22 protein-coding genes are annotated in these 25,178 nt (G+C 67.1%); 13 read left to right on the forward strand and 9 right to left on the reverse strand.

Going from position 1 to position 25,178, the window contains the following annotated elements:
• A partial coding sequence (locus Q7T84_RS09340; protein ID WP_304808065.1) for a GAF domain-containing protein occupies nucleotides 1-1,470 on the reverse strand: 1,470 nt, incomplete at its 3' end.
• Nucleotides 1,471-1,712: 242 nt separating this feature from the next.
• Here Q7T84_RS09340 and Q7T84_RS09345 point away from each other — a divergent pair.
• On the forward strand, nucleotides 1,713-3,443 hold the full coding sequence (locus Q7T84_RS09345) for an alpha/beta hydrolase (RefSeq protein ID WP_304808067.1): 1,731 nt from the start codon (nucleotides 1,713-1,715) through the stop codon (nucleotides 3,441-3,443).
• On the opposite strand, the gene Q7T84_RS09350 is transcribed toward Q7T84_RS09345, so the two are convergent.
• Nucleotides 3,440-4,057, reverse strand: a complete 618-nt coding sequence (locus tag Q7T84_RS09350; RefSeq protein WP_304808069.1) for a metalloregulator ArsR/SmtB family transcription factor — start codon at nucleotides 4,055-4,057, stop codon at nucleotides 3,440-3,442. The genes Q7T84_RS09345 and Q7T84_RS09350 overlap by 4 nt on opposite strands.
• 71 nt (nucleotides 4,058-4,128) lie before the next feature.
• On the opposite strand from Q7T84_RS09350, the gene Q7T84_RS09355 reads away from it, so the two are divergent.
• Nucleotides 4,129-5,523 carry an MFS transporter gene (locus Q7T84_RS09355; RefSeq protein WP_304808071.1) on the forward strand — a complete coding sequence of 465 codons (1,395 nt, stop codon included), beginning with the start codon at nucleotides 4,129-4,131 and terminating at the stop codon, nucleotides 5,521-5,523.
• Here the strand turns inward: Q7T84_RS09355 and Q7T84_RS09360 are convergent.
• Nucleotides 5,520-6,095: a TetR/AcrR family transcriptional regulator gene (locus tag Q7T84_RS09360; protein ID WP_304808073.1), complete on the reverse strand. Its 576-nt coding sequence runs from the start codon at nucleotides 6,093-6,095 to the stop codon at nucleotides 5,520-5,522. The two genes, Q7T84_RS09355 and Q7T84_RS09360, sit on opposite strands and share 4 nt — an antisense overlap.
• A gap of 119 nt (nucleotides 6,096-6,214) precedes the next feature.
• Between Q7T84_RS09360 and Q7T84_RS09365 the strand changes: the two genes are divergently transcribed.
• Nucleotides 6,215-6,856 (forward strand): GNAT family N-acetyltransferase, encoded by a 642-nt coding sequence (locus Q7T84_RS09365; RefSeq protein ID WP_304808076.1) that lies wholly within the window; start codon nucleotides 6,215-6,217, stop codon nucleotides 6,854-6,856.
• Nucleotides 6,853-7,842, forward strand: coding sequence for a KR domain-containing protein (locus tag Q7T84_RS09370; protein ID WP_304808077.1), 990 nt, complete (start codon nucleotides 6,853-6,855; stop codon nucleotides 7,840-7,842). The genes Q7T84_RS09365 and Q7T84_RS09370 overlap by 4 nt, the downstream gene beginning before the upstream one ends.
• A gap of 59 nt (nucleotides 7,843-7,901) precedes the next feature.
• Here Q7T84_RS09370 and Q7T84_RS09375 read toward each other — a convergent pair whose 3' ends face one another.
• The gene (locus Q7T84_RS09375) at nucleotides 7,902-9,152 is read right to left on the reverse strand and encodes an aspartate kinase (protein ID WP_304808105.1); all 1,251 of its coding nucleotides are present in this window, start codon (nucleotides 9,150-9,152) and stop codon (nucleotides 7,902-7,904) included.
• A 173-nt stretch (nucleotides 9,153-9,325) separates the two neighbouring features.
• On the opposite strand from Q7T84_RS09375, the gene ubiG reads away from it, so the two are divergent.
• The 7 genes from ubiG to Q7T84_RS09410 all read left to right on the forward strand — a co-directional run bounded on the left by ubiG (nucleotide 9,326) and on the right by Q7T84_RS09410 (nucleotide 15,748).
• Nucleotides 9,326-10,075 carry a bifunctional 2-polyprenyl-6-hydroxyphenol methylase/3-demethylubiquinol 3-O-methyltransferase UbiG gene (gene ubiG, locus Q7T84_RS09380; RefSeq protein ID WP_304808080.1) on the forward strand — a complete coding sequence of 250 codons (750 nt, stop codon included), beginning with the start codon at nucleotides 9,326-9,328 and terminating at the stop codon, nucleotides 10,073-10,075.
• A 25-nt stretch (nucleotides 10,076-10,100) separates the two neighbouring features.
• A complete protein-coding gene (locus tag Q7T84_RS09385) occupies nucleotides 10,101-10,904 on the forward strand; it encodes an FkbM family methyltransferase (protein WP_304808081.1) in 804 nt (267 codons plus the stop codon).
• Nucleotides 10,905-10,977: 73 nt separating this feature from the next.
• Nucleotides 10,978-12,594: a long-chain fatty acid--CoA ligase gene (locus Q7T84_RS09390; protein WP_304808084.1), complete on the forward strand. Its 1,617-nt coding sequence runs from the start codon at nucleotides 10,978-10,980 to the stop codon at nucleotides 12,592-12,594.
• A gap of 79 nt (nucleotides 12,595-12,673) precedes the next feature.
• Nucleotides 12,674-13,600 (forward strand): alpha/beta fold hydrolase, encoded by a 927-nt coding sequence (locus Q7T84_RS09395; RefSeq protein ID WP_304808085.1) that lies wholly within the window; start codon nucleotides 12,674-12,676, stop codon nucleotides 13,598-13,600.
• A 115-nt stretch (nucleotides 13,601-13,715) separates the two neighbouring features.
• Nucleotides 13,716-14,111 carry a hypothetical protein gene (locus Q7T84_RS09400; protein ID WP_304808087.1) on the forward strand — a complete coding sequence of 132 codons (396 nt, stop codon included), beginning with the start codon at nucleotides 13,716-13,718 and terminating at the stop codon, nucleotides 14,109-14,111.
• A 200-nt stretch (nucleotides 14,112-14,311) separates the two neighbouring features.
• Complete coding sequence (locus tag Q7T84_RS09405; protein ID WP_304808089.1) at nucleotides 14,312-15,394, forward strand: Zn-dependent alcohol dehydrogenase; 1,083 nt, start codon at nucleotides 14,312-14,314, stop codon at nucleotides 15,392-15,394.
• A gap of 177 nt (nucleotides 15,395-15,571) precedes the next feature.
• Nucleotides 15,572-15,748 carry a hypothetical protein gene (locus tag Q7T84_RS09410; RefSeq protein ID WP_304808091.1) on the forward strand — a complete coding sequence of 59 codons (177 nt, stop codon included), beginning with the start codon at nucleotides 15,572-15,574 and terminating at the stop codon, nucleotides 15,746-15,748.
• Between the two features lie 185 nt (nucleotides 15,749-15,933).
• Here the strand turns inward: Q7T84_RS09410 and Q7T84_RS09415 are convergent, their stop codons facing one another.
• The 5 genes from Q7T84_RS09415 to ctrA all read right to left on the reverse strand — a co-directional run bounded on the left by Q7T84_RS09415 (nucleotide 15,934) and on the right by ctrA (nucleotide 22,726).
• Nucleotides 15,934-17,163 carry a TetR/AcrR family transcriptional regulator gene (locus Q7T84_RS09415; protein WP_304808093.1) on the reverse strand — a complete coding sequence of 410 codons (1,230 nt, stop codon included), beginning with the start codon at nucleotides 17,161-17,163 and terminating at the stop codon, nucleotides 15,934-15,936.
• Between the two features lie 63 nt (nucleotides 17,164-17,226).
• Nucleotides 17,227-18,585, reverse strand: a complete 1,359-nt coding sequence (locus Q7T84_RS09420) for a M23 family metallopeptidase (RefSeq protein WP_304808095.1) — start codon at nucleotides 18,583-18,585, stop codon at nucleotides 17,227-17,229.
• A 215-nt stretch (nucleotides 18,586-18,800) separates the two neighbouring features.
• The gene (gene arsC / locus Q7T84_RS09425; protein ID WP_304808097.1) at nucleotides 18,801-19,175 is read right to left on the reverse strand and encodes an arsenate reductase (glutaredoxin); all 375 of its coding nucleotides are present in this window, start codon (nucleotides 19,173-19,175) and stop codon (nucleotides 18,801-18,803) included.
• A 241-nt stretch (nucleotides 19,176-19,416) separates the two neighbouring features.
• Nucleotides 19,417-21,813 carry a M20/M25/M40 family metallo-hydrolase gene (locus Q7T84_RS09430; RefSeq protein WP_304808099.1) on the reverse strand — a complete coding sequence of 799 codons (2,397 nt, stop codon included), beginning with the start codon at nucleotides 21,811-21,813 and terminating at the stop codon, nucleotides 19,417-19,419.
• A 217-nt stretch (nucleotides 21,814-22,030) separates the two neighbouring features.
• Entirely contained in the window at nucleotides 22,031-22,726 is a 696-nt protein-coding gene (gene ctrA, locus Q7T84_RS09435; protein WP_304808101.1) for a response regulator transcription factor CtrA, read from the reverse strand.
• 307 nt (nucleotides 22,727-23,033) lie between these two features.
• On the opposite strand from ctrA, the gene Q7T84_RS09440 reads away from it, so the two are divergent.
• The gene (locus Q7T84_RS09440; RefSeq protein ID WP_304808102.1) at nucleotides 23,034-24,176 is read left to right on the forward strand and encodes an SDR family oxidoreductase; all 1,143 of its coding nucleotides are present in this window, start codon (nucleotides 23,034-23,036) and stop codon (nucleotides 24,174-24,176) included.
• A gap of 82 nt (nucleotides 24,177-24,258) precedes the next feature.
• The coding region (gene fliI / locus Q7T84_RS09445; RefSeq protein WP_304808104.1) for a flagellum-specific ATP synthase FliI at nucleotides 24,259-25,178 on the forward strand (920 nt) is incomplete at its 3' end.

Below are 25,178 nucleotides of genomic sequence, written 5' to 3' on the forward strand. Positions count from 1 at the left end.
CTGGGCGTTGAAGCGCGGCATCTCCTCGGCGACCATGAATTGGAACTCGGTGCGGAACAGGCCGATGCCCTCCGCCCCGGTCTCGCCCAGGATGTCGAGATCGACGTCGAGGCCGGCGTTCATCAGCAGGGTGATCTTGGCGCCGTCGCGAGTGAAGGCCGGCGTGTCGCGCAGCTTGGCGAACTCGGCGCGGCGTTGGAGGCGGACTTCCAGCCGCGCCTGCAGAGCCTTCACCACGTCGGGGCGGGGGCGCAGATAGGCCTCGCCGGTCTCGGCGTCGACGATCACCGGATCGCCTTCGGAGACCCGGTCGCGCAGGCCAGGCAGCCTTCCGACGCAGGGGATATCGAGAGCGCGGGCGACAATGGCGGCGTGGCTGGCCGAGGACCCCTCTTCCAACAGCAGGCCGCGCAACTTGGTGCGGTCGTATTCCAGCAGGTCGGCCGGGCCGAGGTTGCGGGCGATCAGGATGGCGTTCTGCGGCAGTTCGCGCGGCGCGTGCCCATCGCCCGCCAGGTGGCGCAGCAGCCGGTCGGCGAGGTCCTCGAAATCGTGCAGACGCTCGCGCAGATAGGGGTCGCGCGCCTGGCCAAGCCTAGCGCGGTGTTCGGAGCGGACCCGCTCCACCGCCGCCTCGGCGGTCAGACCGTTGCGAACGGCGTCTTCCAGCGAGCGGTTCCAGCCCCGGTCGTGGGCGAACATGCGGTAGGTTTCGAGCACCTCGTAGGAGGCCTCGACCAGGCCGTGCTGGCCTTCCAGCATGGTGTCGATCTGGGCTTGAAGACCGGCGATGGCGGTCTTCAGCTTGGCCTCTTCGGCGACCACGTCCTCGGCCAGGAGTTGCGAGGGAGCGACCGGCGGCTCGTGCAGGACAGCGACACCCAGGGCCAAACCGTCGGCGAACTTCGAACCGATCAGCCGCTCGGGGCGGTGGGGCGCGATCTCGACGCCCTTGAATTCGCCTTCCAACTCGCTACCGGCGACCATCTCGGCCAGGACCATGGCGACGATCTGCAGATCCTCGACCTCGTCGTCGGTATAGCCGCGCTCGGTGCGGTTCTGGACGACCAGCACGCCGATGGCCCGGCCGCCGCGCAGCAGCGGTACGCCCATGAAGGCGTGGAACGGGTCTTCGCCGGTTTCGGGGCGGTCGGAGAAGGCCGGGTGGTTGGGCGCGTCGGACAGGTTCAGCGGCCGACCCAGCCGCATGATCTCGCCGACCAGGCCCTCGCCGGGCTTCATGCGGGTGACGTGGACGGCGCCGGGATCAAGGCCCTCGGTGGCGAACAGTTCCATGTCGCCGCGTTCGCGTCGCATGTAGAGCGAGCAGACCTCCGCCACCATCGAACGGGCGATGATCCGCACCACGGTGTCCAGGCGTGACTGCGCGGGCCCGCCCGAAGCAAGCGCCTCGCGAATCTGCCGAAGCAGGCTGCGCTGTCCACGAATCGCGACGCTGGGCATGGCCATCAGTTGGCTGCTCTCCCTGTCCTTTTTCGCCTCCTAGCAGCTTTGAGCGTCGGAACGGAGACGAAAAGGCCCGCCCTCGACTTTGTGAGCGTCACCACGTGAACTCCTCCCGCATTGGGAAGGATCGGCTTTTCAAACCTGCTTAATTTCTGGGCGCCGCATCGCGCGGAGCCAAGTCCTGGCGTGGCGGCGCGCCTGGCCCCATAGTCCCAGGATAACGTGGTTCGGCCTGGGGGGCGGCGATGCGGAAGAGCTGGCTGGCGTTCGCGCTGGGCTGGGTGGTGATCTTGGCGGGATCGCTGCTGGCCCACGCTGTGCAGACCTCGGGCGGCGTCACCGTCGAGGACGTGCGGTTCGCGGGCGACAAGGGCACGACCCTGTCGGGGCTGGTCTACACGCCGCCGGGGGGGAGCGCGGCCAGGCCGGCGCCGGCCGTGCTGGTCAGCCATGGCTATATCAACACCCGCGAGATGCAGTCAGCCTTCGCCATCGAACTGGCGCGGAGGGGCTTCGTGGTCCTGGCGATGGACATGTCGGGGCACGGCAATTCCACCGGCATCGTGGGGACTGCCGATTTCGGCGGCCCAGCGGCCCTGCGCTATCTCAAGAGCCTGCCGCAGGTGGACAAGGCCAATATCGGGCTTGAGGGGCACAGCCTCGGCGGCGGCCCCGTCATCGGCGCGGCCGCCTCTGATCCGGGCGGATACAAGTCCGTCGTGCTGGTAGGCTCGACGCCGGCGATCGGCGCGGTCTTTGGCTCGGCGGCCCAGGCCGACCTGCGCAACCTGGCCGTGGTGTTTGGCGGCTATGACGAGTTCGCCGAACTGATGTGGCAGGTCGATCGGGGCTTCAAGGTCGGCGAGTCCAAGGCCTTGCAGGCGCTGTTTGGAACCACCGCGAAGGTCGAGCCGCGCCGGATCTACGGCGACATCTCGGCCGGGACCGCCAGGGTTCTCTACGTGCCGCCGGTCACCCATCCGGCCGAGCACTTCTCCGTCGCCGGCGTCGGCCCCGCCGTGGACTGGTTCCAGAAGACCCTGGAAGGCGAGGCCAATCCGATTCCTGCCTGGCGGCAGATTTGGATCTGGAAGGAGGTCGGCACGCTGATCGGCTTCGTGGGTCTGGTGATCCTTATGCTCGCCACCTTTCAGCTCTTGCTCGGTTTGCGGTGGTTCGCGCCCCTTGCGCAGGCGCCTGAGCCCGCGGTCGAGCGCCGGGGAGGGCGGTGGTGGCTGGCCTTTGTGCTGACCGCGGTCATACCGGCGATCACCTTCTTCCCGTTCATGAAGCTGGGGATGTTGTTCTTCCCGATGCGGTTCTTTCCGCAGTGGATCACCAATCAGCTCCTGGTCTGGGCGCTGGCTAACGCGGCGATCACCCTGGTGCTGGGGCTGGTCCTGAAGAGCGCCAAGCCGGCCGTGAAGGCCGACTGGCTGCGCTCGGTCGCCATGGCCCTCGGGGTGGTGGGCATGGGTTATCTGTCGCTGCACATCGTCGACCGACTTTTCCATGTCGACTACCGCTTCTGGGTCCTGGGCCTGAAGCCGCTGGACCGGCTGCACCTGGGCTACGCCTTGGCCTATCTGGCGCCCTGGACCGTCTTCTTCCTGGTGGCGCTAAAGGCGTTGCACGCCAACCTGGCGGTCAAGGGCGACGGGCGCTTGGCCCAGTACGCCAGCGGCGTGCTCGCCATGTGCCTGGGCTTCGTCCTGCTGCTGGGGCTCCAGTACGGGAGCCTGCTGGCCACCGGCCGGCTGGTCATCGCGAGCGAGCCGCTGAACACCATTGTCGCCATTCAGTTCGTGCCGCTGCTGGCGGTCGTGGGGCTGATCGCGGTCTTCACCTATCGGCGGACCGGCAGCCATGTGCCCGGCGCGTTGATCTGCGGGCTGTTCATCACTTGGTACGTGGTGTCGGGGACGGCGACCCATTGGTCGCCGGACTTCCAGCTGCCGATACCCGGGCGCGGCTAGGGGGTCACCAGATAGGCGCAGCGCCGAGCGCCGGCGAGGATGTGTTCGACCCGTGTCACCTTGGCGGGGGCGAGCATGGCTTCGAACAGCGCTAGCTCCGAGCGGCAGAAGCCTTGGCAGGCCTTGGCCGCCGCGCAGATCGGGCAGTGGTTCTCGATCAGCAGATAGGCGCCGTCGTCCTGGCGGCTCCATTCAGCCATGTAGCCCTCGGCGGCGCGCACCTGGGCCAGCCGTTCAAGCCGGTCCTCCAGGGCATCGGCGCCGTCCAGCGCTTGCCGATAGCCCACCTCGGTCGCCCGTTCGCGGCGCTTGATCAGCCGGTCCATGCCCTCGTCCCCGAACTCGCCACGGATGCCCTCGATCAGTTCGAGCGTCATCTGGGCGTGGCTGTCTGGAAATCGCTGGTGGCCCTTCTCGCTCAACGACCAGGACCGGCGAGGCCGTCCGACGCCCATCCGTTCCGTGACATGTTCGACCAGGCCCTCGGCGGCGAGCTTTTCCATTTGCAGGCGCGCGGCTTGGCGGGTGACACCCACCGCCTCGGCGAGCGCCTTGGTCTGGGCGGGACCCTGGCTCTTCAGGAGCAGGAGGATTTGGTCTGATGTGCTGCGCATTTGACAAATAGATGATTGCAAAATCGCCAGCCTCGGTCTAGCTCGAAATATGTAAAGCGGGAGTTTGTCAAATGGCGGCTGCAACGAAGGCGGACGGGAGTTGGGGCGACGTCATGGCCGATGGCCGGCTGCCGCGCTTCATCCTGATCTGCCTGGGCGTCTGGATCAGCGCCGCCGACTCCCTGGTCACCGCCACCATCATGCCGAGCGTCGGCGCCGACCTTGGCGGCTATGCCTATTTCGGCTGGGCGACGGCGGGGTTCCTGCTGGGGTCGGTGCTGGCCGGCGCCAGCTCGGGCCTGCTGGCGCTGCGGTTTGGCCTGCGCCGCGCGACCGCCGCCGCGGCCTTGCTCTACGCCGTGGGCTGCGCGCTCAGCGCGGCTGGCCCTGACATCTGGAGCTTCCTGATCGGCCGGCTGTTGCAGGGCATGGGCGGCGGCTGGGTGGTGGGCTTCTGTTCAGTCGCCATCGGCCTGCTGTTCCCCGACCGCCTGCTGCCCCGCGTCTATGCCGCCATCACGGCCGTCTGGGGGGTGGCCAGTCTGCTCGGTCCGATGATCGGCGGGATCTTCGCCGACCTGGGCGCCTGGCGCTGGGTGTTCTGGCTGTTCGCGATCCAGGCCTTGGGCGTGGCCTGGGCGGCGTTCGTCATGCTGCCGCGCGGGGATCAGAACCAGGCCGACAGCCGCGTGGCGTGGCCCCAACTGACGCTGATCGCGGCCGGCGTCTCGGCCATCGGCCTGGCCGACATGGCTCACGACTTCGCCCGTTCGGCCGCGCTGATCGCGCTCGGGATCGCCTTGCTGGCGGCCATGGTGTGGGTGGATGGCCGCTCCGCCGTGCGGCTGCTGCCCAAGGGCACGGGTAATCTAAGGTCCATCGCGGGCGCAGGCTTGGCGACGATGTTCCTGCTGACCACCGCCTCGATGGGTTTTTCCATCTATGGCCCGGCGATCCTGCAGACCCTGGCTGGGTTCTCGGCCCTGGCGGCCGGCTATGTGATCGCCGGCGAGGCGGCGGCCTGGACGGTGCTGGGTCTGATCGTGGCTCACCTGACCGGCGCATGGCCGGTGCGGATGATCCGTCTGGGCGCGGTGGTGGCGACCCTCGGCGTTCTGTTGAGCGCCCTGGTCTTCCCGTCGGGTTCGGTGTTGGGGGTGATCGTCGCTGGCTTGTTCCTGGGTGGCGGTTTCGGACTGGCCTGGGCGTTCATGAGCCAGCGCATCCTGGCGGCCCTGCCGCTGGAGGAGCGAGCTATCGGCGCCGCGGCCATGACCACGGTCAGGCTGACCGGCGCGGCCGTGGGCGCCGCCGCCGCCGGGGCGGTCGCCAACCTGGTCGGTTTCTCCGAAGGTTTGTCCGAGGTGACGGCCAAGGCCGCGGGCTTGTGGGTGTTCGTTTCGATCCTGCCGGTCGCGATGCTGGGCGTTTGGACGGCCTGGCGGCTCACCGCGGAGCGGACCTAGGCCGAGAGGGCGCCGAGCATGATCCGTGACAAGGCTGCGATTGCCTCGGCGCGGGATAGACGACCCACAGTCGCCGCCTGGGACAGGGTGTCGGCCGCGCCAATCACCCCGAGCAGGACCGCGCGCGCCTCGGGGCCGGGCAGGGCGACGAACTTCGACAGCGCCTGGCGGTAGAGATCGACATAGCGCTCGCGCAGGGTTTGGCGGAAGTCGTCCATCTCCTCGGTCGCCGACAGGGCCGCGGCGATGGCCCCAAACTCGGGACCGGCCGTCAGCACGCAGTCGACATAGGCGGCGCTGAGAATCGCGACGGCGCCGTCCAGGGTCGTGGCGTTGGTTTCCAGGGCGAGCTTCGCCGCCTGGGCCTGTCGGTCGTCATAGTGCCGGTAGAGGGCGATCAGCAGGCCCGCCCGGGTTCCGAAATGCTCGTAGGCGATCGGCTTGGTGACTCCGGCCTGCTCAGCCAGGTGGGCCAGGGTCAGGGCGTCCGTGCCTTGCAAGCGCACGATGGCCGACGCCGTCTCCAGCAATTGGGTCCGCCGTTGCTCCCTGGGCATGCGCTTGGCCGACACGGCTGTTCTTCCCCCGCTGAGGTCGCGCAGCAAGGCGCTTGACCGACAGATAGTCGCGCGTATGTTACTAACCGTAACTTACGGATCGTAATATAGCGACGGTTCTAGCGGAGGCGCCCATGACGGCCAAGTCGATTCAGATATCAAAGGCGAGCCCAGATGACGCGGTGCGCCTGGCCCCGCTCATCGCAGGACTGATCCGGGCCACCGGGCCGGTCAGCTACGACTATCAGTTCGGGGGGCTGCTGGAGCGGGCGGTCGCCGCATCGTGGAACACACCCGACACCCTGTTCGCAGCCTCGGCCGCCACGCTCGCAACCGACGGCGATGAGCTGTTGGGGATGGAGCTCGGCTTCGCCGGGCCGAACTTCTACCTCTTCAAGAACAATCTGGTGGCCCTGGCCGGCGACCTGGTCGCCCAGGGCGTGGTGTCGCTTGAGGAGCTCCAGGGCCTCGCCGAGCGCGCCGAACAGGCGAGCTATCTGAACGCTCATGTCCCGGAGGGCGTCTATTATCTGCATGCGCTGTCCACGCCTGAACGTCACCGCGGCAAGGGTATCGGGCGGAAATTGCTGCGTGCGGCGATCGCGCGGGCCAGGGCCGACGGCTATCGCGAGCTGCAACTCGACGTCCTGGCCGACAACCCGGCGGTGGGCTTCTATCAGGCCAACGGCTTACGGATCCTATCCGAGACCCGTTCGCCGGACCTATCGCGCGATCATGGCTTTCCGAGCGAATACCGCATGGCGGTGACGCTGTGAGGCCGCGTGTCCTGATCGCCGGCGGCTATGGCCTGGTGGGCGGACTGGTCGCCCGGCATATCCGTGCGGCCGGCCACGATGTCGAACTGATCCTGGCGGGACGGAACCCGGTGGACGGCGAGGCGCTGGCCCGGGAGTTGGGCGCAAACACCGCGCGTCTCGACGTCGCCACCCCAGACCTCGCGGAGATCGGGGCGGTCGATCTGGTGATCGCCGCCTTGCAGGACCCACGCGAGGCCTTGCTGCTCGCCGCCTTGCGGTCGGGTGCGGCCCATATCGGCGTCACCCGCACGGCCGACACCATGTCGCCGGTGGCTGTCGCGGCCGCCGCGTTCGCGTCCAGGCCGGTGCTGATGCTCGGGCATTGGCAGGCCGGCGTGATGACCCTGGCCGCCCAGGCCGCGGCGCGGGCCTTCACCCGCGTCGAGCGGATCGAGATGGCCGCCCTTTATGACTATGCCGACCCCATCGGTCCGATGACCGCCGGCGACAGCCAGGGCTTCGTCGGTCGCGCCCTGACCCGCAGCGAGGGTCTTTGGGTCAGCGTCGATGCGGCGGTGAGCGCCCGTCAGGTGGTCCGGCGGGGGCAGCCGGACTTCGACGCCATGCCGATGGGCGTGCTGGACGTGCCGGGCCTGGCGATCATGACCGGTGCGCCCAATGTCCGCTTCGACCTTGGGACCGGCGAGTCGCGGGGAACCCAGGCGGGGCTGGCCGCCTCGCACGAACTCTTCATCGACATCACCGGGCAGGTCGAGGGCGGCCAGGTGGAGATTCGCCGGACGGTCGTTTCCGATCCGCGCGGCCAGGCGCATCTCACCGCGCTCGGCGTGCTGGTCGGGGTGGAGCGTATTTTGGGGCTGGATGGCGGCGCTTTGGCCGGGCCGGGGTTGAAGTTCCCGGAGAGCTTTATCGACGCCGTCGCGGCCATGGCTCGGTTCGAGGCGTTCGGCGTGACGATCACGTCTGAAGAGGCGGCGGCGTAGAGTCCGCGCCTTGAGAGACGACCGCCACCCTGGGGTTCGCCAGGGTGGCGGATCAATTGCTAGAGTTGGTCGAGACCGAAGCCTGCGTGCAGGGCGCGCACGGCCAGTTCGGTATAGGCGGCGTCGATCAGCACGCTGATCTTGATCTCGCTGGTCGAGATGACCTGGATGTTCACGCCCTTGTCGGCCAGGGATTGGAACATGGTTTTGGCCACGCCCGTATGGCTGCGCATGCCGACGCCGATGACCGAGACCTTGGCCACTTCTTCGTTCACCTGGACGTCTTCGAAACCGATTTTCTGCTGGTTGGCGCGAACGATCTCCACCGCACGGGCCGCGTCACGCTTGCCCACGGTGAATTCCATATTGGCCGTGGCCGCCGTGCGCGCGTGGCTCTGGACGATCATGTCCACGTTCACATTGGCGTCGGCCAGGGCGCCGAAGAGCACCGACGACACGCCCGGACTGTCGGGCAGGCCGAAAAGGCTGATCTTTGCTTCGTCGCGGCTATAGGCGACGCCGCTCACGATCCGCTTTTCCATGATCTCTTCCTCGTCGCACACGATGGTGCCTTGGCCGGGCGCTTCGCCGGGCTCAACAAAACTGGACAACACCCGCACCGGGACGTTCTGGGCCATGGCCAGTTCGACCGAACGGGTCTGAAGGACCTTGGCGCCCAAGGACGCCATTTCAAGCATCTCCTCATAGGAGATCTTGTTGAGTTTACGGGCCTTGCTCTCGATGCGCGGGTCGGTGGTGTAGACCCCGTCCACGTCGGTGTAGATGTCGCAACGGATGGCCTTGACCGCGGCGGCGATGGCGACCGCGCTGGTGTCGGAGCCGCCGCGGCCGAGCGTGGCGATGCGGCCGTCACGGGTCACGCCCTGGAAGCCCGCGATCACCGCGATTTCACCGGCGTCCAACGCGGCCGAGAGCTTCTCGGGCGGAACGTCGTCGATACGAGCGCGGCCGTGGGCGTCGTCGGCGATGATCGGGATTTGCCAACCCAGCCACGACTTGGCGGGCAGGCCCATATTGCGCAGGGTCATCGCCAGCAGACCGGCGGTCACCTGTTCGCCCGAGGCGACGACGGCGTCGTACTCGTCGTCGGAGGGCGCAATGCCGGGGGCGGCGGGGCCGGCCCCATCGGTCCAGGCGACCAGCTCATTGGTCTTGCCCGCCATGGCCGAAACCACCACGCACACCTGGTGTCCGGCCGCGACCTCCGCGGCCACGAGCCGGCCAACGCGCCGGATACGCTCTAGGTCGGCCACCGAAGTGCCGCCGAATTTCATCACTAGCCGAGACAGCGCAAGAGCTCCGCTTGAGAGGGAAGGCTGCGCCTAATAGCGGCGGGAGCGGTGGGGGGCAATCTCTGCCTTTCGGCGGCGCAAAAACACCTGGCTTGAGCAAGATGGCGCCCGCGACACTGCGGGCCGTCATAGGGGCTGGCGCTATTTCCCCAGCGGGAGGAAAAGGGGCCATGTCCGTCGCCGCATCCTCCATCGACCCGGAAGAGGTCGAACGCTTTTCCCGCATCGCCGCCGAGTGGTGGGACCCGAAGGGCAAGTTCGCCCCCTTGCACAAGTTCAACCCGACTCGCCTGGCTTTCATTCGCGAGCAGGCTCAGATGCGGTTTGGCCGTGACGCCAAGGCGCTGCGCCCGTTCGAAGGCTTGCGGCTGCTGGATATCGGCTGTGGAGGCGGACTGCTCTGCGAGCCGATGGTCCGACTAGGTTTCCAGGTCACAGGGGTCGACGCCTCGGAACGCAACATCGGCACGGCCAGCGCGCACGCGGCCGAGCAGGGGCTCGTCATCGACTACCGCGCCTCGACGGCGGAGGACCTGCTGGCGGCGGGCGAGCGGCCGTTCGACGTGATCCTCAACATGGAGGTGATCGAGCACGTGGCCGATCCGGGCGAATATCTGCGGAGCTGCTCGCGGTTGCTGGCGCCGGGCGGCTTGATGATCGTCGCGACATTGAATCGCACCTTGAAGGCCTTCGCCCTGGCCAAGATCGGGGCGGAGTACGTGTTGCGCTGGGTGCCCGCGGGGACCCACGACTGGACCAAGTTCCTGAAACCAGAAGAGCTTCGTAGCTTCCTGGCGGCCGAGCCGGTCGCTATGCAGGGACCGTTCGGCGTGGCCTATGACCCGCTGTCGCGGCGATGGTCGAGGTCGCCGGACTGCGACATCAACTACATGATGACGGTCACCCGCGACGCGGCGTAAAGAGGCGGATTACAAGGTGGTAACCATGCCTTCGATACGCGTGCTGGGTCACGCTTTCCGTGCCTGGCGTCGCAACAAGCGGTGGGCCAAGCACGAGCCTGAGACCCCCTATCTCGCTGACCTGCTGTCCGGTTCGCCGATTTGCCTGCACGTGGGCGCCAGCGATGGACGCCACGCCTATGTCGTCACCCAGGTCGCGCCGAGAGCGCAAATCCACGCCTTTGAACCCTCGGCCTTCACCTTCGAGGTGCTCAAGGTCTGCCTCGCCTGGCACGGCATTGCCGGACAAGTGAAACCGATCCATGCGGCCGTCTCCGATCAGGCTGGCGAACTGCTGTTGGTGACTCCGAAGAAGACCTCGGGCCGGATGGGCCGGGCCTTCGCCTACGTCGCCAGCGAGGCGCCGACTGGCCGGGTGAGGCCGGATCTGGAAGATAGCGGCGTCGAGATCCAGCCGACCCCGGTGGTGACCCTGGACGGATATTGCGAGAGCGCGGGCCTGACGCGGGTCGACTTCATCCGCATGGATATCGAGGGCGGCGAGCAGAACGCCCTGAAGGGCGCCGAGCACCTGATCGACCGCGATCGACCCCACGTCCAGATCGAGATCCACCCGGTCATGCTGGAGAGCCGTTTTGGCGGCACGGCCGAGGGCGTGCTCGATTTCTTCCTGTCGCGTGGCTACCGGATGTTCGCGCTCAACGCCGACCGCCTGGAAGAACGCTCGACCATCGACAACGACCTGCCGTGGAAAGACTATTTCTTCGTCCATCCCAGCCGCGCGCCTGAGCTTCCGGACGGCGTCTTCAAGGCGCGGATGGCGGCCTAGCCAAGGTCGGCTCTGGCGCCCGTGCGGGCCGCGTCCTACCCTCATCTGAACAACGATAAGGGAGGAGCCCGCGATGCTGGCCCTGATGATGGACCGGGCGCTGAACCTGCCCTCGATCCTGGAATATGCGGCGACCTATCACGGCGACCGCGAGGTGGTGTCCCGCACGGTCGAGGGGCCGATTCACCGCTATGGCTACGCTCAGGCCCTGGCGCGAGCCAAGCAGATGGCCAATGCGCTGATCAAGCTGGGCGTGAAGCCCGGCGACCGGGTCGCGACGTTGGCTTGGAGCACCCATCGCCACTTCGAACTCTATTATGCGGTCTCCGGTATCGGGGCGATCCTGCACACGATCAATCCGCGACTGCATCCCGACCAGATCGCCTGGGTCGCCAACCACGCCGAGGACAGCGTGCTGATGTTCGACATCAGCTTCGGCGAACTGGTCGGCGAACTGGCGCCCAAGCTGGCGACCGTGAAGACCTATGTGGCGATGACCGATCGGAGCCACCTGCCGCCTGAGGCTCCGGCCGGGACACTGGTCTACGAGGAACTGATCGAGGCCCATTCCCCTGAGTTTATCTGGCCGGAACTGGATGAGCGCCAGGCTTCGGGGCTCTGCTACACCTCCGGCACGACCGGCAATCCTAAGGGGGTGCTCTACAGTCACCGCTCGACCGTGCTGCACGCCATGGCGCTGGTGCAGCCAGACGCCTTCGATCTTTCGGCCCGGGACACGGTGCTGCCCTGCGCTCAGATGTACCATGCCAACGCTTGGTGCACGCCCTACGCCGCCCCGCTGGTGGGGGCAAAGCTGGTGCTTCCGGGCCGGCAACTGGACGGCCCCTCGATCTGCGAGCTGGCGGTGGCCGAGCAGGCGAGCTTCCTGCTGGGGGTGCCGACCATCTGGGTCGGGGTGCTCGATCATCTGGACCAGACCGGCCAGAAACTGACCTCGGTGCGCAATGTCGCCATTGGCGGCTCGGCGCCGACCGCGGCCTTGATGCGCCGGGTGGAGGACCAGCTCGGCGCCACGGTCCGGCAAATCTGGGGGATGACCGAAACCAGCCCGATGGGCGTCATCAACACGCCCCTGCCGGCCCATGCCGACGAGGACGAGGACGCCGGCTACGCTCGCAAGCTGAAGCAGGGCCGAGGCCTCTGGGGCGTTGAGATGCGGATTATGAGCGACGACGGCCAGGTCCAGCCCCGCGACGGCGTCAGCGTCGGCGCGCTGCAAGTCCGAGGGCCGTGGGTGTCGTCCGCCTATTTCAAGAACGAGGGCGCGCAGGTGTTCCTAGGCGACGGCTGGTTCGACACCGGCGACATCGCCACCATCGATACCGAAGGCTATCTGCGCCTCACCGACCGCGCCAAGGACGTCATCAAGTCGGGCGGGGAGTGGATATCGACCCTCGACCTCGAGGACGCGGTGTCCTCCCATCCGGCGGTGGCCATGGCCGCCGCCATCGGCGTGCCCCATCCCAAGTGGGACGAGCGTCCGCTGTTGCTGGTGGTCTTGCGCCCCGGCCAAACCGCCGATCCCGAGGTGCTGAAGGCGCACGTCGCCGAACGCGTCGCCAAGTGGTGGACGCCCGACGAGGTGCGGATCGTGGCCGAACTGCCCATCGGTCCGACTGGCAAGGTGTTGAAGCGCGAACTGCGTGACCGAATGGCCACGTCGCTCTGAATCAGACGGCCCGGTGCGAACCGGGCTTGTCCTGCCGCGTTCATTCCCCACCTCAAGATACCGAAGTGGAGCTTGAACAGTGCCGCGTAGAAGACCCCAGGGCGTGCTGTCCATGGGATGGGCGTGCCTTTCGTCGGCCGCGAGCGGACGCACGGAGCACGTGCCGACGTCCGACGACTATCCTGACACCGTGGTCCGCCGGATTCGCTTCGACGCCGGCGGCGGCCTGGGCTGGAAGCTCTCGGCGATCACCACCCCGCGAAGCAAGCCCGCGCCCTGGAAGATCGTGGTGGTCACGGGCGCTCCGTCCTGGGCCGAATACTGGGCGCCGGCGCTCGCCGCCCTGCCGCAGGACCGTGAGATGATCGTGGTCGATCGGCCGGGCTACGCCGCGTCCGAGCCGATCGAGTATGTGGGCGACATCGCCGTCCAGGCCCGCGCCCTCGCGCCCTTGCTGGACGCCAAGCCCGGCCAGAAGGTGCTGCTGGTGGGGCAGTCCTATGGCGCGGCGATCGCCTCGCTGATGGCCGCCGACAATCAGCGCAAGGTGGCAGGCCTGGTGCTGCTGTCGGGGTATTTCGGCGAATCTGGCCCCACCGCGCGCTGGTTGCTCGACGTCGGCGGGCGGCTGCAGAAGATCATTCCGCGCGATCTGCGTCATGCGGTGATCGAGGTCACCAACCAGCCGACGCAATTGGACGGCTTTCGCGCCGCGCTCGCCAAGCTCAAGACCCCGGTTCATGTCATCCATGGTGACAAGGACGACTTCGCGCCGATCGAGATCGCCGAGCGGCTGGTCGGGGAAACGCGAACCAGACGCCCGATGCGTTTCGAGCGGGTCGCCGGCGCCAACCACTTCCTCAACGATGGCCCAGTCGAGCCGTTGCTCGCGGCGCTGGAGGGCTGCATTCCGGCGCCTCGCCGGTTCTTCCAATTCAAGTTTCCGGCTTTGCCCAGCCTGGGTTTGTTCAAGCCCAAGGGGCCACAAGCCACCGCCAACGCTTAGGGGCGGCCAGCAGGCTTGGCCGCGATCACGATTGGCCGGACGGGGAACCTCACCAATCCGTGAGCGGTTCTGTCCCCTGCTGGGCGGGTGAAGGACGGAGACGATTTAGATGATCATGAAGTTTCTTCTGGCCACCGCCGCCACCGCCGCGTTCGCCCTGCCTGCCGTGGCCCAGGAGCCAGGCATGTCAGGGACCGCGGCTATGCAGCCGGGTGGTTCGATGCACGAGCCATCGACCTCCATGGCTGCTCCCGCCAAGGCTCGAACGGGCGCCGCGACCGACACCGCCGCCAACCTGTCGGACGCCGACCTGAGGATCGGCGGCTCGGTCAAGGACTCGGCCGGGATGGAGATCGGCAAGATTTCGAAGGTCGGCAAATCGGCCGGACAGACGGTCGTGACCTTGTCGGCCAACGGCAAGACCGCCGAGGTGCCGGCCTCCAGCCTCACCAAGTCGGACGGCTCTTTGGTTTCATCGGAGAGCAAGGCGCAGGTGTGGTCGCCGAAGTAGACCAACACTCGTCTTGACGATGCAGAGGCCCCGGCGACGACGCCGGGGCCTCTGTTTTTCCAGCGGCCTGGGTCAATCCCGAAAAACACCCTTGGCCCCCGCCACCTGAACAGCGATAAGGTTCGGAAGACGAAAGCCGCGGACATACCGCGACTTCGATAAATCCGCCCCGAGTGGGCGCTGTTTGGGGAGTTCGCAATATGAAGGCAGCCGTCCTGCGCCAAGTAGGTACGCCGCTTCAGATCGAAGACGTGCAGATCAATATGCCCGGCCCGCACGAGGTGCTGATCCGCACCAAGGCCGCCGGCCTCTGCCATTCCGACCTGCATTTCATCGAAGGCTCCTATCCGCATCCGCTCCCGGCGGTGCTGGGCCACGAAAGCGCGGGCGTCGTCGAAGCCATCGGTTCCGAAGTCCGCACGGTGAAGGTGGGCGACCACGTCATCACCTGCCTGTCGGCCTATTGCGGCCACTGCGAATCTTGCCTGACCGGTCACCTGTCGCTTTGCGTGTCGCCCGACACCAAGCGCGACGCCAAGGATGAGCCGCGCCTGACGCAGAATGGCGCTGGTCTGCCCCAATTCCTGAACCTGTCGTCCTTCGCCGAGCAGATGCTGGTCCACGAGCATGCCTGCGTCGCGATCCGCAAGGACATGCCGCTGGACCGCGCGGCCCTGATCGGCTGCTCGGTGATGACCGGCGTCGGCGCGGCGATCCATACCTCGAGCGTGCGTCCCGGCGAGACCGTGGCGGTTATCGGCTGCGGCGGCGTCGGCCTGGCGGCGATCAATGGTGCGGCGATCGCCGGCGCGGGCCGGATCATCGCGATCGACATGGTCGCCTCGAAGGGCAACCTCGCCCACCAGTTCTGCGCCACCGAGTTCATCGACGCTTCGCAGACCGATGCGGTCAAGGAAGTGATCGAGATGACCAAGGGCGGCGTGCACCACTCGTTCGAAGCCATTGGCCTGGCCAAGACCGCCGAGCAGGCGTTCGGCATGCTGCGTCGTGGCGGCACCGCCAACGTTATCGGCATGATCCCGATCGGCCAGATGATCAGCCTTCCGGGCTTCGCCTTGCTGGGTGAAAAGCGCATCCAAGGTTCGATGATGGGCTCCAACCGCTTCCCCGTCGACATGCCGCGTCTCGTCGACATGTACATGAACGGTAAGCTGAAGCTGGACGAGATGATCTCCCAGCGTATTCGCCTGGACCAAGTCAACGAAGGTTTCGCCGAGATGAAAAAGGGCGAGCTCGCCCGTTCGGTCATCGTCTTCGACTGATTACGTCTCTGCAGACACAGCATAGGCCCTTCCATTCGGGAGGGCCTATTTTGTGCGTGGAAGCTTAGCGCGCCCACGATGTAGATTAACCAAATAAAAATTTGAGTATCCGGGAAACCGGAAGCTCCTTGGCGGGTTTGCCTCTCCGGTGTGGGGCGTTCTTGTGGGGAGCGATTGATGTCGCATGACGAGAACGAGGAGGTTCGGCTGATCGCCGCCCTCTGGCTGGAACGGTTCGGGGAGCCGCCCGCGATGCTCACGGACGCCGAGCTGATGTGGCGTGTCCTGCGCAGTGTGTCCGAGGACCCTGCTTCCAGACCTCCGCCCACCACTGGCCGGTTCAACTATCTGTAGGGCGCTCGTCGTGAGGGCGTGAGGAGGCAGGCCCAGGATCGTCCCCGGCGGACCTCTCCGCCGTCACGGAGCAATCCTCGTGAGGCTAGCCCTTATCGCCGCCGGAACGCTGGCGGCCTCGGCTATGTCCACCAAGAAGTAGGAGATCTGCCAGCCTGGCATGGTCTCCCGCGCCAGGCGCAGCCCTACTCGACGAAGAAGCCGAGTAGGGCAGGACGCAGGTAGTCGTCCATCAACCCCTCGGTCGAGCCCGGATTGTTGCGGGGATCGAGCGGCAACGAAGCATTGAACACCACCATCACCGCATGGGCGGCCAATAGCGGGTCGACCGGCCGAATAGAGCCGTCGGCGATGCCGTCGGAGATCATGCCGGCGAATGAGTGGGTGATCTGCTCGAAGCGCGACAGCATCTGCCGGCGCATGGAGAGCGGGACCGCGGCCAGCGCGTGGTGACGCAGCATCCGGCCGCTTTCGCCCGACGCCTGGTGCATGCCCAGCGACGCCGTCGTCAGCCACAGGCGAGCCCAACCGGGTTCAACGTCGGCGGCGGCACGTTTGGCCTGGTCGATGATGTCGAAGGTCCGGACGAAACAGGCGGCGGCCAACTCATCCTTGTCGGTGTTGTGGTGATAGAACGAGCCCTTGGTGACCTTGAGCTCGGCGGAAATCTTGTCGACCGACGCGCCGCGATAACCTTCGCGATTGATCAGCTTGGTCGCCGCGACCAGGAAGCGGTCGCGCGTCACCTCGTCGTTCAACGCTTCCGGCGCGCCCAGGTCCAGCAGCGGCAACTCGGGCCAGGCTTGGTCCTTGGCCGCCAGGCCGCCGGTCATCACGTCGGCGACCCGGGCGGCGACGCGCGTGTAGTCATCGGGCTCGTAGGCGCCGATCCAGGTGTCGGACCATGTGAGCTGGTTCACCACCAGGCGCGCCAAGGCCTGACGGCGCGGCCGCGTCATCCAAGGCATGTCGGGTGATTTGAATAGTCGCGCGATGCGTACGTAAAGCGCGTTGAAGGCCTCGATCAGGGCCTCCGATTGGTCACCCTCCACCAGATAGATCTCGCTGAACGGCGCGAGCGGAATCTCTTCCTCGATGGCGATCCGGCGGCGGGCCTCGAAATAGGCGGCGACGAAAATGCGCAGCCGGTTCGGCGGCGAGGGCTCGGCCTCGGCCTTATTCAGCATCTCGCCAAACCGCTGCATGGTGTCATGCAGGACGGCGGCGGCGAGGTCTTCCTTGCGCTTGAAGTAGTAGGTGAGGCTGACCGGATGCAGGTCCATCCGCTTGGCGACCGCAGCCAAGGTGAAGCCGCTCATACCCTGGGCGGCGAAGACCTTGATGGCCGCGGCCATGATCGCATCGCGCTTGGCGGCGTAGCGTGCGCGGGGTTTGGGTTGGACGACTGCGGTCAAATCGACTCTCCGCGCGAAGCAGGCTCAGGCGAAACACTAATCCGCATGCGTCCAGGTTGGAAGCTAGCGGCGAACAACCGGCGTCGTGCCGTCCTGAGGGGCGGCGGCCGCCAACTGGCGCGATTCGGCCTGCTGGCCGCTGATCAGGCGATCGATGCGGGCCTTTTGGGTCCGGAAGGCCGCCAGTTCGCCGCCGGCCAGGACCGTGCCTTGCGGCACCTTGGCGCCGACCGGGTTCACCCTCTTGCCGTGCTGCCAGATCTCGTAGTGCAGGTGCGGACCGGTCGAGGCGCCGGTGGAGCCGACATAGGCGATCACCTGGCCCTGGCTGATCCGCTGGCCGGCGCGCACGCCCTTGCCGAAGCGCGAGAGGTGAGCGTAGCCGGTCTCGAAGCCGCCGGCGTGGCGGATGCGTACCCAGTTGCCATAGCCGCCCCAGCGGCGGGCCTCGATCACCACGCCGTCACCGGCGGCGAACACCGGGGTGCCCGAGCCTGCGCCGAAGTCGATGCCCTGGTGCATGCGGTTGAAGCCGAGGATGGGGTGACGACGCATGCCAAAGCGGCTGGTCATCCGGGCGTTGTCGACGGGGGTGCGAAGCAGGAAGCCTTTGATGTTCTTGCCGGTCTCGTCGAAGTACTGGACGTCGCCGTTCGTACGCTCGAAACGGTAGAACTGGATGCCCTTGATCGACGCATATTCGAGGGCGCCGGTGTCGACGGTCTTGCCGCTCTCGGTGATCTTACGATCGAAGACCATCGTGAACTCGTCGCCCGGCTTCAGGTCGCGGTCGAAGTCCACCTTGTGGGAGAACAGCTTGACCATGCTGCCGACCATGGCCGAATTCGCGCCTAGTCGAGCCGCGCTCTCGTGTAGGGACCCGGAGATCTCGCCGCGAGCGACGGTCTGTTCGTCACGGATCTTCTCTTCCATCTCGCGCAGGCGCATCGCGCCGTCGAAGGTGCGCGACAGGGTGATCGAATTGGCGGGGCCGGTGCGCATCGACAGGCCGATCAGCCGCGCCGGACCGCGTTCGCCGCGGGGCTGGGCGATGGCGGCGTCGAAGGCCATGCCGGCCTTGATGTGAACCGTATCCATCGCCTCGGCCAGGGCGTCGACCGCCTTGCGGGCTTCGTCGCGCGTCACGCCGGCGCGCTGGACGGCCGATTCCAGGGTCTCGCCGGGCAGCACCTTGACCGGCACGTTCTCGGGGCGAGCAAAGCCGGGTTGGGCCTCGGCCTGGGCGAAGGCGGTGTGTTGGAGGGCCGCGATGGCGGCCCGATCAAGGGCCGGTTTGACCGGAGCGGCGGTGTCGGCGGCGGTCACCTTCCAGCCGATGGCCAAGGCGGCGACGCCGGCCAGCCCGAGCAGAAGGCCTGGCGTAAGCCGTAGCGTCGGGCGTCGTGGATCGAACTCTTGCATCGTGCCCCCGTACTCGCGATGCCCATGGTCAAGCTTAGGCAAGCTGATCCATGATCTAAGCGCATCGAAAACTGGTTAACTGCCCCAGCCCCGCAACGATTTGGCGGGGTGACTTTCAAGCGGTTTGGTTAATCGAAGGTTAGTCTTCTAGGTAGCTCCCGGTCGAGATCGCCGCGACGAGTAGGAGCCCACGCGAAGACTCGAACGGTGTCGCTTTAAAGCAGACCAAGCACCAGTTCGGCAGGACGGCACAGCGCCGCACCCTTCGGAGTGGAGACGATAGGGCGATTCACCAGGATCGGGTCCATGATCATCGCCGCGATGATCGCCTCGTCGGAGGTGGAGGGATCGGTCAGGCCAAGTTCAACGGCCTTGGTGCCGCGCTCGCGCAGGATGTCGCGCGCCGTCACGCCCATCTTCTGGGTCAGGGCCTCGAGTTGCTCACGGGTCCAGCCGGCCTTCACATATTCCACGACCTGCGGTTCGAGCCCCTTGTCGCGCAGCAGCGCCAGGGTGTTCCGCGACGTCCCGCAAGCGGGGTTGTGATAGATCACGATGTCGGCGGTCGGGCTGGAAGCCTGTTCAGTCATGGGGCTCTTCTCCACCGTATAATGGGCGTCTGCGGGGTATCGCGCGCCTTGGCCGACGCACGGCGCGGCACGATACCGGAGGGGGAGGCGCCCGCCTACCGCCAGGCCCGCGAAAACCGCCCGCGCAGCACGCTATGGGCTGATCGCCTGGTCCCAATCTCCCTGAAGTCGGTGAACGTTCGCGACATCGCCATCACGTGCTGAAGGCCACGCTCCAGGCGATCACCTATCGCCCCGGCGCTTACCAGGTCAGTCGCTGGGTTCCGCCGACGATGGTCGCGTCGGAGGCGTCGAAGGCCATGACATCGGCCGGACGGGCCGGCAGCGGCTTTGCGTCGGCAGGCCAGGCCTCGGTGATGGCGATGTAGCCGACCTCCAGCGCGCCCGGTCCGGCGGCTTTGAAGGTCAGCTCAAGGCCTTGCTGAGACGCCTCCCAACGGATCCGCGTCTTGGCGCCGGGCGCGGCCAGCGCCGCGACCGGCCGACTGTTCAGGGTCGCGTCGGTCAGCTTGACGCTGGGCCGCAGGACCAGCGCGAGCGTCCGAGCGCCCGGAGGCGGGGTGACCAGCAGGCGCTGGGAGCCGTCAGCCTGGGGCGTCAGCGCGAGGGTTGGAGCAGCGGCCCTGATCGGGGCGGCCTTGGCGGCCCAAACCTTGCCTCCCCAGCCCGCGGGCAGGCTGGTCTGGCCGATCTTGCCGCCGTCGGCGGTCAGCATCTGCCGAGTCCAGGCCGGGATGTCCGGCGTCATGCTGATCCGTGAGGCCTCGCCTGCGGCAGGGTCCATGAAATAGGCGGCATGGGTGGCCTGGGGATAACGCGCGTTCCAGGGCGGATCGAGGCGAACCACGGCGACCAGCACGAAGCCCAGCATGATCAGCGCCACCGCGGTCACGCGCACGCCCTTTTCGTTCTCGCCGGTGTGGGCCAGGGGCCAGAGCAGCAGCGCCGACAGCCAGACGATCAGCGCCAGCAGTTCGGGCATGTCGAGACCCTGGAACACGCCGTGCCCAAAGCCGAGCAGCCAACCCACCCCGACCACGCCCAGCACCGCCAGTACGCCCAGGAAGGGCAGGCTGCGTTTGGAGGCCATCCCGGTGATCGCCGCGCCCAAACCGGCGAGCGTCAACGGCCAGGCGGCCAGGAAGGCGGTGGTCGGGGCCAGGATCTGCAGCGCCAGGGCGGCCAGGAAACCGGTGGCCAGCAGGCCGGCCCACGACCCGGCCGCGCTCGCCGGTCGGCCGAAGCTGACCGTGGCCAGGATGGCCCCGGCCGCGCCGAGGCCCAGGCCGACAGGATCCCAGCCGCCGAAGGCCGAGCAGGCGGCGCCGGAGCCCAGCACGATCAGGCCGGTCGCCAGTCTGGTGCGTCCGCGTCCCGCCGCCGAGGCGGCGATGGCCAGGGCGCCGATGGCGAGCAGGATCAGAGCGATCTCCCAACGGGTCACCTGGGCCAGCAGGTAGCGCTGCTCCAGGAAGCCGAAGTCCGCGCCGGTCGCTCGCCGGGCCAGGCGGAACAGCACCGCCGACAGGGCGATCAGGTAGAGCGCCGCGCCCATGCCCTGGACGACGTCGCGCCAGGGCAGGATCCCCTTGCCGCGGGCTTGCCAGCCGCCGACGGCGATCAACAGACCAGCGAACGCCAGGATCGGCCAGCCGGCGGCGGGGGGGTAGGCCAGCATGTGGCCGGCGAAGGTGTTGGCGTAGACCACGCTCGGCGCGGGTGCGGGCAGGGAGCCGGCGAAGGCGGCGCCCCGCGCGGCGGCCAAGGTCTCTTGCCCGATGTGCTGCAGCGACCCCTTGTCCAGGTTGGCTGGGGTCGAGGTTGGGGAATGGTAGTCGAATTGGCGGCCGATAAAGGCGTAGTTCAGTCCCGGGACGCCGGCGGCCTTGGAGATCGTGAAGTCGGTGTCATTGGGCATCTTCTCGTACATGAAGACGGTCAGGGACGAGGCGGTCGGCGAGATCGCCGTCTTGCGCAGCAGGTCGATCGTGCCGCCGTTCTCCGCGCCCGTCTGGAACATCTGGGCCCGGCCGCCGCCGCCGCGGGCTTCCATGTTCAGCAGGAAGCCGATCCGCTTGGCCAGGGGGTGTTGTTCGAAGAACGCCGTGGCGCCGAGCAGTCCGCTCTCCTCGCCGTCAGTCAGTATCAGGACGACGTCGCGCGCCGGCTGGCCTTGGGCTTTCAGGGCGCGGACGATCTCCAGCGCGGCGGCCACGCCGGTCGCATCGTCGGCGGCGCCTGGCGATCCCGGCACGCTGTCATAGTGGGCCATCACGGCGACGGCGGGGGAGGTTCGGTCGCGGCCGGGGAGGACGCCGATGATGTTCTCCACCCTGCCGCCGCTGATCGCGACATCTGCGCCTCTCTGGCGTTCAAGCAGGGCGTCGGCGCGCTGGACTTGCGGCTCCAGGCCAAGGGCGGTCATGCGCTGGAGAAGATAGTCGCGGACGGCGGCGTTCTGCGGCGAGCCCATCGGGTGCGGCGCCTTGGCGATGACCTCGATGTCGGGCAGGGCGCGGGCGGCCGAGAAGCTGGTCAACGGGGCGCTGGCGGGGGCGGGACGAGGCGTCTTGTTAGCCGTCCAGGCCAGTGCGAAGGCCGCGATCAGGCACAGGGCCAACGCGATGGATCGTCCCAAGGTGTCGCCTCCCCAGCGAGCTGTTGCGGGACCCTAGAGCGCTATCGCGTCCGATGAAATCGGAGTCGCGCTCTAGTCTTTTGTTTTGGCGCGCTTTCTGGCGGCGAACCGGCGCTCACTTCGCCGGAAAGCGCTTTCGCCCGCAACGCAGGCAAAAAGAAAACGCCCGCCGGTAGGAGCGGCGGGCGTTTCGTATCGAGGCGGAAGTGTTGTCGGCCTAGGCGGCGACAGCGGCTTCCTGTGGGTCGCGCAGCACGTAGCCGCGGCCCCAGACGGTTTCGATGTGGTGCTTGCCGTCCGCGGCGGCGGCCAGCTTCTTGCGCAGCTTGCAGATGAAGACATCGATGATCTTCAGCTCGGGCTCGTCCATCCCGCCATAGAGGTGGTTCAGGAACATTTCCTTGGTGAGCGTCGTGCCCTTGCGGAGCGAGAGCAGCTCCAGCATCTGGTATTCCTTGCCCGTCAGGTGGACGCGGGCGTTGTTCACTTCGACGGTCTTGGCGTCGAGGTTCACCGTGATGTCGCCGGTCTTGATGACCGATTGCGCGTGGCCCTTCGAACGGCGGACCACGGCGTGGATGCGGGCGACCAGTTCGTCCTTGTGGAACGGCTTGGTCATGTAGTCGTCGCCGCCGGCCCCGAAGGTCTTCACCTTGGTGTCGATTTCGGCTGAGCCGGACAGGATCATGATGGGCGTATTAATCTTCGCGACCCGCAGGGTGCGCAGAACGTCCATCCCGCTCATGTCGGGCAGATTCAGGTCGAGCAAGATCAGGTCGTAGTCGTAGATCTTGCCCAGATCGACGCCCTCTTCACCGAGGTCCGTCGTATAGACATTAAAACCCTCGGACTTGAGCATCAGCTCGATGCTCTGCGCCGTGGCGCTATCGTCCTCAATTAACAGTACGCGCATCAGTTCCTCCTCGAACGGTAGCGCTTAAGCCCCCGAAATTCAGGCAAGTCGCCTCGGCACTCGCGGTTAACTTGCCAGCGAGTTAATTTAAGATCGGTTAATGGTGAAGTGCCTCTGGGCGAATCGTTAACTCGGTTTGGGAATCGCCCACAAGCTCGCGGTGTCAGACCGAGTCATTGGGCTGTTGAATCTTTTGTGATTGGACAGCCGGGCCGAACGGTCGCTGCGGCCAAGCTTTGGCCTCAAGGGGAACGGTAAGGTGGGCAGGTCGTTTCGACCTGCGAACCTAGAAGCCGTCAGGATACCCATGGCCGTCAAACTGAAGCCCCTCGCCGACCAGGTCATCGTCATCACCGGGGCGTCTTCCGGCATCGGCCTGGCGACCGCGCGCAAGGCCGCCCAGGCGGGCGCGGCCGTCGTGCTCGCGTCGCGTAACGAGGATGTCCTGCGCGCGGTCTGCAAGGAAATCAACGACGCCGGCGGTCGGGCTCATCCGGTGGCCGGTGATGTGGGCAGTCCCGAGGACGTGGAAAAGATCGCCCGCGCCGCCATCGCGCGGTTCGAACATTTCGACACCTGGATCAACGACGCGGGGGTGGGGCTCTATGGCGAGCTGATGCAGACCTCGGCCGCCGACCATGAGCGGCTGTTCCGCACCAACTACTTCGGCGTCGTGAACGGATCACTGGAGGCGGTGAAGCACTTCCGCAAACGCGGCGGACCGGGCGCGATCATCAACATCGGTTCGGTGCTGTCGGATGTCGCCAGTCCGATGATGGGGGCCTATTCGGCCTCCAAGCACGCGGTGAAGGGGTTCACCGACGCGCTGCGGATCGAATTGGCGCGCGAGAAGGCGGCGATGTCGGTCACCTTGATCAAGCCCTCCAGCGTATCGACGCCGTTCGCCGATCACGCACGCAACCTGATGGACAAGGCCGCCACCGTCCCGCCGCCGCACTACGCGCCCGAGGTGGTGGCCGACGCGATCCTCTATGCCGCGCAGCATCCGACGCGTGATATCGAGGTGGGCGCTGGCGCGCGGCCGTTCGCCATCGCCTCGGCCGCCGCGCCAGGCTTCTCCGACAAGCTGCTCGGCGCGGTGATGCCGCCGCTCAGCCGCCGTCGCGGCGCCAAGCCGCTTGGCGACAACCTCCATGAGGCGGGGGTCGATGGGCAGACCGAAGGCGCCCATCTGCGCGGCCGCCGGTTCAGCGTCTATACGGAGGCGCAGATGCACCCCGGCTTGACGCTGGGCCTGGGGGCGCTGGCCTTGACCGCCTTGGCGGCTTTCCTGGCGCGCGATGTCATCGGTCGAAACGCCCGGCCGATCATTGCCCGCGGGCTCAGACCGCTGTTCGTCAAGGCCGCGGTCAGCCATCCCGTTGCGACTGCGGCGCTGGCGGCCAGGCGCCCGCGCGAGGCTATGCGCCTAACCTCCGCGCTGCGCTGAAAGTGTTAAGAATCTTCACTGTGGGTTAACGGCGTTGGGAGGATTCTCGCTGGGGTCGAATTGACCCTGGGGGGTTCACCCGTTGCGTAGCCTAGTCGCCGCTGTCGAGCGGATCGATCCGCTGATCGTGTCCGGCCGCGTCGCGGCCGTGAACGGCCTGCTGATCGAGGCCCGTGGCGGCCTGACCCGGTTGGCGGTGGGCGCGCGCGCGGAAATCGAACGCCGCGCCGGCAAGCCGCTGGCCGCCGAGGTTGTCGGCTTCCGCGAAACCCGCGCCCTGCTGATGCCGTTCGGCCCCGTCGAGGGCGTGGCCCCGGGCGCTGAGATCCGTATCGAACCGCAGGGCTCGGCCGTCCGCCCGACCGCTGCTTGGCTCGGCCGTATCGTCGACGCCTTTGGCGAGCCCATCGACGGCAAGGGGCCGCTGCCGCAGGGCCTGGTTCCCTATCCACTACGCGCCGCGCCCCCTGCCGCCCACGCGCGCGGCCGGGTCGGAGAGCGCCTGGATGTCGGCGTGCGCTCGATGAATGTCTTCACCACCTGCTGCCGCGGCCAGCGCTTGGGCGTCTTCGCCGGTTCGGGCGTCGGCAAGTCGGTGCTGCTCTCCATGCTGGCCAAGGAAGCCGACTGCGACGCCGTGGTTGTCGGCCTGATTGGCGAGCGGGGCCGCGAAGTCCGCGAGTTCATCGAGGAGACCCTGGGCGAAGAGGGATTGAAGCGCGCCATCGTCGTGGTCGCGACCTCCGACGAGCCCGCTCTGAAGCGCCGTCAGGCCGCCTACATGACCCTAGCCATCGCCGAGTTCCTGCGCGACCAGGACATGGAGGTGCTGTGCATGATGGACAGCGTCACCCGCTTCGCCATGGCCCAGCGCGAGATTGGCCTGGCCGCCGGCGAGCCCCCCACCACCAAGGGCTACACCCCCACCGTCTTCACTGAACTGCCCAAGCTTCTGGAGCGCGCCGGCCCCGGTCCCGTGCGGCCCGACGGCACCACGGCGGG

Source organism: Phenylobacterium sp., assembly GCF_030654915.1.
Classification (GTDB): Bacteria; Pseudomonadota; Alphaproteobacteria; order Caulobacterales; family Caulobacteraceae; genus Phenylobacterium.